This window comes from Polaromonas sp. (genome assembly GCF_012927415.1).
GTDB lineage: Bacteria > Pseudomonadota > Gammaproteobacteria > Burkholderiales > Burkholderiaceae_C > Polaromonas.
The window spans coordinates 1-8,002 of sequence record NZ_JABBPF010000129.1; the positions used below are offsets into that span (position 1 = coordinate 1).

The following is an 8,002-nucleotide window of genomic DNA, read 5'->3' on the forward strand; positions in this document are numbered from 1 at the left end:
ACCGCGTTCTTGTGCCTGGCCGGAGTCCGGGCGCGGTCGGCTTCAGGGGCAGTGGGTTGGGTTGCTGCGGTATCAGTCATCAATCAGTTCTGTCAGGTTGGGGTTCGGGCGGCGCCTTGGCGACGTTGCAAAAATGGTGAGCCGTAAATTTGCGGCGTGGGTGATATGAAATCGTGAGGGGGAAGTATCCCCTATCCGTTGCGGCAGCGGTATCAGGCGGCGGCCAGCCGGCGACTCCCTGCCTCGGCCAGCATGCTGCGAGCCAGCGCTTCGGCCACCTTGATGCCGTCCACACCGGCCGACAAAATGCCGCCGGCGTAACTTGCGCCTTCGCCGGCCGGGTACAGGCCGCGCACGTTGATGCTTTGCAGGTCTTCGCCCCGGCTCATCCTGATCGGCGACGAGGTACGCGTTTCCACGCCCGTCAGCACTGCATCATGAATGTCAAAGCCCTTGATTTTCTGGCCAAAGGCCGGAAAAGCTTCGCGCATGGCGTCAATCGCGTAGCCGGGCAGGGCGGACGACAGATCGCCTATCACCACCCCCGGCTGGTATGACGGATTGACACTGCCCAGTCCGGTCGAAGGCCGGCCGGCGACAAAGTCGCCAACCAGCTGGCCAGGCGCTTCATAGTTGCTGCCGCCCAGCACAAAGGCATGGGATTCGAGTTGGCGCTGGAGTTCGATGCCCGCCAGTGGATTGCCGGGGTAGTCGCGTGGATCAATTCCCACCACGATTCCGGCATTGGCATTGCGTTCGTTGCGCGAATACTGGCTCATCCCGTTGGTCACTACGCGGCCGGCTTCAGAGGTGGCGGCCACTACCGTTCCACCCGGGCACATGCAAAAGCTGTAGACCGAGCGGCCGTTGCTGGCGTGATGCACCAGCTTGTATTCGGCTGCGCCGAGCGCCGGGTCGCCGGCATGGCGGCCCCAGCGCGCGCGGTCGATCAGGCCCTGCGGGTGCTCGACCCGAAAGCCGATGGAAAAAGGTTTGGCCTCGATGCAGACGCCGCGCTCGTGCAGCATGGCAAAGGTGTCGCGCGCGCTGTGTCCCAGCGCCAGCACCACCTGGCTGGCAGCCAACTCCTGAGATTGGCCAGTGGCCTGGTCCAGCACCGTGAGTCCCCGGATGTGCCTGCCGCCCGAGCCGACCTCAATCGACACATCGGTCACGCGCTGCTCAAAGCGGATTTCACCGCCCAGCGCAATGATTTGCTCGCGCATGTTCTCGACCACCTTGACCAGTTTGAAAGTGCCGATGTGCGGATGCGCTTCGTACAAAATGTCGGCGGGCGCGCCGGCCTTGACGAACTCGTTCATCACCTTGCGGCCGAGGTGGCGGGGGTCCTTGATCTGGCTGTAGAGCTTGCCGTCCGAAAAAGTGCCCGCGCCGCCTTCGCCAAACTGCACGTTGGATTCTGGATTCAGCACGTTTTTGCGCCACAGGCCCCAGGTGTCTTTGGTGCGCTGGCGCACGCTTTTGCCGCGCTCCAGCACGATGGGCCGAAAGCCCATTTGCGCCAGCACCAGCGCTGCGAACATGCCGCAAGGGCCGAAGCCAACCACCACCGGACGCAGCGGCAGGCCGACGGGTGCGACGCCGACCGGGTGGTAGGCCATGTCGGGGGTAGGGAAAACATGCGGGTTGTCCGCATGTTTGCGCAACAGCGCGGCCTCCTGTTCGACGTTGGCCAGCATCACATCAACGATGTAGACCTGCATGATCACGGCCTTGCGGGCGTCAAAGCTGCGCTTGAAGACCGTGAAGCTCACTAGCTCGGCGGGCGTGATCTGGAGGGTCTGGAGAACGGCGTCTCGCAGCGCATTGTCAGCGTGGGTGAGCGGGAGTTTGAGTTCAGTCAGTCGCAGCATGGTGGTTCGGTTCACGGCTTGTGGTTATCAAGCAGATGCAGCCATTTTAAAGGTGGACGGAACCACCCGCAGAGTTAGCCGGTTCAGGCGGGAAATAAGCCTTCGACCGACAGGTAACGCTCCCCGGTGTCGTAGTTGAAGCCCAGCACGCGGGAGCCGGCCGGCAATTCCGCCAATTTTTGCGCGATGGCCGCAAGCGTGGCGCCTGAGGAAATTCCGACCAACATGCCTTCTTCGCTGGCCGAGCGCCGCGCCATTTCGCGTGCCGGTTCGGCATCGACCTGAATCACGCCGTCGAGCAGGCCGGTGTCAAGGTTTTTCGGAATGAAGCCGGCCCCAATACCCTGAATCGGATGCGGGGCAGGCTGGCCGCCCGAGATCACCGGCGAGGCCGTCGGTTCGACGGCAAAGACTTTGAGCAGTGGCCAGGCGGCTTTCAGCACCCTGGCGCACCCGGTCAGGTGGCCGCCGGTGCCGACGCCGGTGATCAGGGCGTCCAGCCCGTCAGGGAAATCAGCCAGAATTTCCTGCGCCGTGGTGCTTGCGTGGATGTCGATGTTGGCCGGATTTTCGAACTGTTGCGGCATCCACGAACCCGGCGTTTGCGCCACCAGCTCCTGGGCTCGGGCGATGGCGCCCTTCATGCCTTTTTCGCGCGGTGTCAGGTCAAAACTCGCCCCGTAGGCCAGCATCAGACGGCGGCGCTCGACCGACATGCTGTCGGGCATTACCAGCACCAGCTTGTAGCCTTTGACGGCCGCCACCATGGCCAGGCCGATGCCGGTGTTGCCCGAGGTCGGCTCGATGATGGTGCCGCCGGGGGCAAGCACGCCTGATTTTTCCGCTGCTTCGACCATTGACAGCGCAATCCGGTCCTTGATCGATCCGCCCGGGTTGGCGCGCTCGGACTTGATCCACACCTGCGCCTGGGGGCCGAACAGGCGATTGATGCGGACGTGGGGCGTGTTGCCAATGGTGGCCAGGATATTGTCGGCTTTCATGGGGTCTCCTTGTTGATTGAGGGTGGCTCAGCGCATTGTGGCGCACTGCCATAATAGGAGGGTGAAGCCTGCCAGACCGCCGCTGGTGCCATATGGGAAACCTGGCACTGGAGGAACGTCCGGACTGCACAGGACAGCGTAGGAGGTAACACCTCTCCACTGAAAGCCGCAAGGTATAAGGTGAGGATCAGAGCAACAGAGACGAGCCGATTCAGTTCGGGTGAAACGGGCAATCTCTACGCGCAGCAATACCAAATAGGCCAGCCCAGGCGGTGGCGGTTCGCCGTCATTTTCTTGACTTGTGGTTCCGCAAGTTGTGCTGGCGGGTAGGTAGCACCGAGCCGGGTGGGCGACCCCCGGCCCAGATTAATGGCGGTCACACCGCGCCAACTTGCTTTCGGGCAAAAAGGCACGGCGCACAGAATCCGGCTTATCGGCGGGCTTCACACTTTTAAATGTCGGCTGACTGAAGCCGCATCGGGCATAGCGCGAGATACGGGGTCAGCCATGGCATGAGCGACCGCTCTGGCTGCCCTGCACCGGCCGCGCGAGGTGCCAGAGCGCTCACACGAAGTGCGTTTGACGATGTCATTTTGACGCAGTAGCTGCCGGGGCTGGTGCAACGGCGCTGGCTGCGCCAGGCGCGGAGCCAAAATACTTCGTATAAATCTGCGTGTAGGTACCGTCGGCCTTGATGTCGGCCACACCCCTGTTGATTTTTTCGAGCAGCTCGGTATTGCCTTTTTTCACTGCAATGCCGTATTGCTCGGACGAAAAACTACTGTCGCTGACGGTCTTGAACTTCGAATCCGGGTTGTTGTTGACATAGTGCACCACCACGCCGTTGTCAGCCACCACGGCATCAACGCCGCCACCTTCGAGTTCCTTCAGCGCCAGCGGCGTGGACTCAAAGCGCTTGATGTTCGCGCTGTCCTTGCCTTGCAGCTTGGCGATTATTTCGTCGCCGGTCGTGCCATTCTGCACGCCAACCTTGAGTTTTTTCAGGTCGGTGAACCGGGAGATTTTCGAGTCCTTTTTCACGGCAATCAGCTGCTGCGCGTCGAAATAGGGAATTGAAAAGTCCAGCGTCTGCTTGCGTTCCGGCGTGATCGTGATGGCCGACACCAGCAGATCGCGATCGCCTTGCGCCACCGAGTTGAAGATGCCTTCCCAGGGTGTATTCAAAAACTTCACTTCAATGCCGGCTTTCTGGGCGACGGCCTTGACCACCTCAATGTCAAAGCCGACGATTTCGCCTTTTTCGTTTTGTGACTCGAAAGGCGCATAAGCCGCGTCGGTGCCAACCACATACATCCTGGCGGCGGGCGCGGGAGCCGAAACGGCCGGTGCAGCCACCGGTGCGCTGGCGCCGGGTGCCGCGGGCGCCTGCTTGCCGCAAGCCGCCACTACCAAACCGACCAACAAGGCGCTGGCGGCATGAAGAAAATTTCGTGTTGTTATTGCAGGCATAAAGAAACTCCTGAAGGATTAATGAAACGCGGCTGAGACCCGCTGGCGAGCCAGGGTTACGCGCAACGAAGCAAAAAAGTATAAGCCCGGGTCAATTGCCGGCCTGTCCCGGTTTCCCCGGTTTGAATGGATTACCTGATTACCCGCCGGGCGAAAGCTGCCGCAATGCCCTGATCCGGTCAACATGGGCCTGCAGCGAGCGCAGGGCGATCGGCCAGATGCGCGGGTCGGTGTCGTCATAAGCCAGCGCCACCCAGTCGTTCATCGTGCCATCGGGCCTGTCTTTCATTGCCGCCAGCACCTTGGCCTCTCGTTTCAGGCGGTGCGCCCTGAGTTGGGCAATCGCTTGCCTCGCCGCTTCAAGCACGTGGCCATGGGCTGGCAGGATAAAGTCGATTCCATGCGCGTCGCAGGCCCCGCTGAGCCGGTCCAGAGAGTCGAGATAGGCCGTCATCTCGCCGTCGGGCGGGTTGATGATGGTGGTGCTGCCGTTGAGGATGTGGTCGCCCGAAAACAGCAGGCCGTCTTCCAGCAGCACCAGGCATACATGATTGGCCGCATGGCCCGGGGTGAAAACAACCTCCAGCGTGTGCTGTTCCCCGTTCCGCGAAAGCGCGAGTTGCTCTTTGTCGGATAGTGTGCGGTCCGGTACGAAGCGGGAGTCGGCGCGCGCGCTGGCGCCCGATGGCAGGCCAAGAATCGGCGGTCGATGGCCGCAGAGTGCCTGCAGGGGCCAGGCGCCCGGTGAGTGGTCGGGGTGCGAATGGGTGCACACAATCGCCTCGATGCGGCCGCCCGTCGCTGCGTGCAGCCGCTGGATGTGCGCTTCATCGTTCGGCCCCGGGTCGATCACGATGTAGCCAGTGTCCTGTGTGCCCACGATGTAGCTGTTGGTGCCCGGACCGGTCATGAGGCCGGAGTTGGGCGCGGTCAGTCGCCTGACATTTTTAAGCAGCGCCACGGGTTTTTCGGATTGCCAGTCGAGCGTGTGGACGATCTGCCCGTCGGGGCTGGTAAGCGCAAGTTCGCCGTAGGGCGAGTCGTGCTCCATGTAGCGCGCATCCTGGCCGTCCAGCAGGCCGGCGCGCGGACACGATATCCACAGCGGCTTGCCGCTGGCGCAGGCGGTGAGCACCGCATCCACGCTGGCGTAATGCTGCAGCCGCTCCAGTGTGCGGACAGTCGGAAAAATCATGAAGAAGGTGCCCGCCTGGTGTCGCGCCAGCGCGTCGCTTGGGCGCACCCAGATCGGCTCAAACTGCTCGGCTTCATCGGCCACGGGCGTTTGGCCTTCGGGCATGCGGGCGACCAGAAACGGCACGTCAAAGCGGCGCGGCAGGTCGCGGTCAGTGACCCATTGGGCGAGTGCAAACACTTCCGCGCCGGCCAGTGTGAGGCCACGCGTCTGGCACTGCGCCGCAAACGGGGCCTTGCGATCCAGCGCCGCGATGTCCTCGGTCGTGGCATGGCTGCCGTCGGCATGACGCGCCAACAGCACGCCAAGTTCCTCAAAGCTCTCGCGCATCGCGGCAACGGCCTGGGTAAGCTGCAAATCGGTTTGACCGGGCCGGCGCGTCGATTGGACATGGGTGGCTGCGTCCGCCGCGTCAATGCCGCCGCCCGGAAAGACATAGGCGCCCGGCGCAAAGCTGGCCGACGTGGAGCGCCTGGTCATCAGCACTTCAATGCCCTGCGCCGCGTCGCGCAGCAGCAGCACGTTGGCGGCGGCGCGGGTTGCGGTTCGCGTTGGGGGTAGAGGAGTTGGGTGGGTCTGACCATGGGGAATTATGGCTTCGACTGGCGGCTTTTACCGGCGTCGGCCGGCGCCGGCAAGAAAAACCTCGATGCTATTATTTAAATAGCATGCGATAGCGGTATCAATTGGACGAGAGCCTTTAATTCTGTAAATTAATGGTTTCAGGCAACAACTTGCGCCAGCGCGCCAGCCGTGCTTATGGGCAGCGCGGATAATCCGCTCATGCGAATCAGATTTACCAAAATGCAAGGAGCGGGCAACGATTTCGTCATGCTTGACGAAACCCGCGGACGGCTGGGCTTGAGCACTTCGCAGTACCGTTTTCTGGCTGACCGGCACTTTGGCGTGGGCGCCGACCAGATCCTTTCGGTGCGGCCTTCACCCGCGTCAGGCATAGATTTTGAATATGTTATCCACAACGCCGACGGTGGCGAAGTCGAGCAGTGTGGCAATGGCGCGCGCTGTTTTGTACGCTTCGTGCGCGAGCAGGGGCTGACGGCCAAGGACGCAGTGAAGGTCAAGACCCTGGGTGGCGTGATCGAGCCGCGCATGCAGGCCGACGGCCGTGTGACGGTCAACATGGGCGCGCCGGTGTTTGACTTACCGCTGGTGCCGTTTGACGCCACCGGGTTGATACCCAAAACCTTTGGTTTATGGCAGAAATGGCCTCTTGTCCTTGCAGAATCGACACAGCTTGCTCCGGTTTTTGTAGCAGTTTTGTCGATGGGGAACCCCCATGCGGTGCAACTGGTGGACGCTATTGACGGCGCGCCGGTGCTGCAGACGGGCCCGCTGATCGAGCACCACGCGTGTTTTCCAAATCGCGTCAACGCCGGTTTCATGCAGATCGTCTCACGCCATCAGATCCGTCTGCGGGTGTACGAGCGCGGTGCCGGCGAAACGCTGGCCTGCGGCACCGGCGCTTGCGCGGCGGTGGTCGCGGGGATACGGCTCGGCCTGCTGGACAGCCGGGTCGATGTGCAGATGCGCGGCGGCCAGCTCACCATCGAATGGACCGGTGAGCTGGATGCGCCGGTCATGATGACCGGGCCCGCCACCACCGTGTTTGAATCGGAGATCGAAATCCCCGAATAATGCCGCCACGCTCCCACCGGGTGTGGTCAGCGGCCCCCGTGGAGCCGTTGCGCCTGCGGCCTGACAAAGCCGGTTCCGCGCCCCGCCGGAGTGAAGAACAAGCCTGTCGCTGCGGCTTCATTCGCCTGAACTTCTAAAACCCTAGACAATGCCGATATGAACCCAACTGAACATCCCATCACCGAAGATGACATCGCCAACTTCCTGGCCAATACGCCGGACTTTTTCGAGCGCCATGCCGAGCTGCTCGCCACGGTGCAGCTGTCCAGTGGCCATGGTGCTCGCGCGGTCAGCCTGCAGGAGCGGCAGGCCGGCATGCTGCGCGAGAAGATCAAGGGCCTGGAAACGCGGGTAGTCGACATGATCCGCCACGGCCAGGACAACGAGGTAATTGCCGGCAAGATGAAGTCATGGACGCGCAAGCTGCTGCAGACGGCGCAGGCGCGCGACCTGCCTGGCGCCGTGGTGCACGGTATCACCAGCGAGTTTCAGATCCCGCAAGCCGCCATCAAAGTCTGGAACGTGAACGGCATCTTCTCCGATGAAAGCTTTGTCATGGGCGTCAGCAGCGATGTGCAGACTTTCGCGTCCTCATTGGCGGCCCCCTATTGCGGCGTCAATTCAGGCTTCGAGGCGGTGAGCTGGCTGCCCGAGCCCGCGCTGGCCATGTCGGTGGCGCTGATTCCCCTGCGCGCAGATGTGGCCAGCCCGGTGGCCGGTTTGCTGGTGCTGGCGTCGCCCGATGCCGGGCGTTTTGACAGCAACATGGGGGCCGATTTTGTTGAAAGCCACGGCGACCAGGCCGG

At 62.4% G+C, this 8,002-nt stretch carries 5 protein-coding genes, 1 other RNA gene and 1 pseudogene; 3 read left to right on the plus strand and 4 right to left on the minus strand.

Annotated elements, in window-relative coordinates; all coding sequences use genetic code 11:
* Window positions 1–212: 212 nt before the first annotated feature.
* Together HHJ19_RS11895 and cysK are read right to left on the minus strand one after the other, a co-directional pair.
* Entirely contained in the window at window positions 213–1,874 is a 1,662-nt protein-coding gene (locus HHJ19_RS11895; protein WP_296907601.1) for an NAD(P)/FAD-dependent oxidoreductase, read from the minus strand.
* Window positions 1,875–1,957: 83 nt separating this feature from the next.
* On the minus strand, window positions 1,958–2,875 hold the full coding sequence (gene cysK, locus HHJ19_RS11900; protein WP_296907590.1) for a cysteine synthase A: 918 nt from the start codon (window positions 2,873–2,875) through the stop codon (window positions 1,958–1,960).
* A gap of 63 nt (window positions 2,876–2,938) precedes the next feature.
* On the opposite strand from cysK, the gene rnpB reads away from it, so the two are divergent.
* Window positions 2,939–3,324: RNase P RNA component class A (rnpB, locus tag HHJ19_RS11905), an RNA gene on the plus strand.
* Window positions 3,325–3,463: 139 nt separating this feature from the next.
* Here rnpB and HHJ19_RS11910 read toward each other — a convergent pair.
* Entirely contained in the window at window positions 3,464–4,345 is an 882-nt protein-coding gene (locus HHJ19_RS11910) for a basic amino acid ABC transporter substrate-binding protein (protein WP_296907593.1), read from the minus strand.
* A 139-nt stretch (window positions 4,346–4,484) separates the two neighbouring features.
* Window positions 4,485–6,124: pseudogene (locus HHJ19_RS11915) on the minus strand (MBL fold metallo-hydrolase).
* A gap of 199 nt (window positions 6,125–6,323) precedes the next feature.
* On the opposite strand from HHJ19_RS11915, the gene dapF reads away from it, so the two are divergent.
* On the plus strand, window positions 6,324–7,196 hold the full coding sequence (gene dapF / locus HHJ19_RS11920; protein ID WP_296907596.1) for a diaminopimelate epimerase: 873 nt from the start codon (window positions 6,324–6,326) through the stop codon (window positions 7,194–7,196).
* 156 nt (window positions 7,197–7,352) lie between these two features.
* On the plus strand, window positions 7,353–8,002 hold a 650-nt coding region (locus HHJ19_RS11925; RefSeq protein ID WP_296907599.1), incomplete at its 3' end, for a DUF484 family protein.